A 1,548-nucleotide genomic window follows, 5' to 3' on the forward strand; every position below is an offset into this window, starting at 1 on the left:
CGCACGAGCTCGCGCAGCTTCTGCGCGTCGGCGATGGTGCGCAGGGTCACCACGTTGTCCGCGCCCGCGATCTGGGGCAGGTTCCGCGGCGAGGCGCCGGTGGCGATGACCAGGGCCTCGGCGTGGACCATGCCCCCGTCCTCCAGGTGGACCGTGCGGGTGGACGGGTCGAAGGACGCCGCCCGGGTCCCGAGGATCCACTCCGCGCCCAGGGCCTCGGTGTCGGTCTCCAGGGTCAGATCCGCGAGCTCGGCCCGCCCCGCCAGGAAGTCCTTGGACAGCGGCGGACGGTCATAGGGACGCTGCAGCTCATCACCGATGATCACCACCCGCCCGGCGAACCCGAGGCTGCGCGCGGCCCGGGCGGCCGACAGGCCGGCCAGGGACGCCCCGACAATGACGAGGGACTCCATGAAGGGACCCCTTTCAGGAGACAGACAACGGATGACCCGGAACGCCGGCGAGAGAATGCAGCCGGTGTACCTGCAGGAGCGTAATGCGCAACCTGGTTCACAATGTGCCATCAGCGTGACCTGTGCCACTTTAGCTTGTCAAGCATTTCGCGGCCATGTCGGTGTGCCCGTCGCCTCCGTGCTGCATATCGCCCTGCGGGCGGCGGATTCATTGACGTCCCGGCTCGGCGGCTCGGAAAATGTTGCGCACTGTGACCCAAGTTGCACATGGCGGAATGGATGACTCGTCCGCTGACCTCTTTGCCCCTCGGGAGCGCGAGGTCGGCGAGGACGACCTGCAGATCCGTGCGGGCGGGGACATGGCCCTGCTGCAGGCGGTGTCCCGGCGGGTGCTCGAGGCCGAGAGGGCCGCTCCCGGCACCGTGCTGGACCACGAGTTCCTCGCGCGGCACGGCGAAGGCCTGGAAGCGCTCGAGGCGCACCTGGCCGAGTTCGAAGAGCAGGCGGTGCTGGAGGCCTTCGAGCGCGACGACGACACCGTCCGCGAGCACATTTCCCGGGTGCTCGTCGGGCGCGAGGACTACAACGAGTGCCTCCCGCCGCGCGTCTACGAACCGGTCACGGCGTTCGTCCTCCACCGCGCCGGCCTGGCCGACTACCTCTGAGCCCCCCGGAGCACGGGACCCCGCACCGGGGCCGGTGCGGGGGTCCCGGGCCCGGGAGCGGTCGGCTCAGCGTTCGCGCTCACCGCGGATGAAGGCCTCCAGGTCCGCCCTGGCCACGTCGTCGGGCAGCTGCACGTGCGGGGACTTCATGAAGTACGCCGACGCGGAGGTCAGCGGACCCCCGATCCCGCGGTCCGCCCCGATCTTCGCCGCCCGGATCGCGTCGATGATCACCCCGGCCGAGTTCGGGGAGTCCCACACCTCCAGCTTGTACTCCAGAGAGATCGGGGCGTCACCGAAGCCGTGGCCCTCCAGGCGCACGAAGGCGAACTTGCGGTCCTCCAACCACGGCACGTGGTCCGAGGGCCCGATGTGCACGTCCTTCGTCCCGAACTCCCGCTCCACGTTGGAGGTCACCGCCTGGGTCTTGGAGATCTTCTTGGACTCCAGCCGGGTGCGCTCGAGCATGT

At 69.7% G+C, this 1,548-nt stretch carries 2 protein-coding genes and 1 pseudogene; 1 reads left to right on the plus strand and 2 read right to left on the minus strand.

What is annotated here, in order from left to right:
* Nucleotides 1-413 (minus strand): FAD-dependent oxidoreductase (locus RF644_RS18615; protein WP_368797652.1); only part of this gene is annotated, 413 nt, incomplete at its 3' end.
* 275 nt (nt 414-688) lie between these two features.
* Here RF644_RS18615 and RF644_RS18620 point away from each other — a divergent pair.
* The gene (locus tag RF644_RS18620; RefSeq protein WP_368797653.1) at nt 689-1,078 is read left to right on the plus strand and encodes a hypothetical protein; all 390 of its coding nucleotides are present in this window, start codon (nt 689-691) and stop codon (nt 1,076-1,078) included.
* Between the two features lie 66 nt (nt 1,079-1,144).
* On the opposite strand, the pseudogene RF644_RS18625 reads toward RF644_RS18620, so the two are convergent.
* Nucleotides 1,145-1,548, minus strand: a pseudogene (locus RF644_RS18625) (inositol-3-phosphate synthase); the annotation flags it as partial.

It is taken from the genome of Kocuria sp. CPCC 205258, from assembly GCF_040981005.1.
GTDB lineage: Bacteria > Actinomycetota > Actinomycetes > Actinomycetales > Micrococcaceae > Kocuria > Kocuria rosea.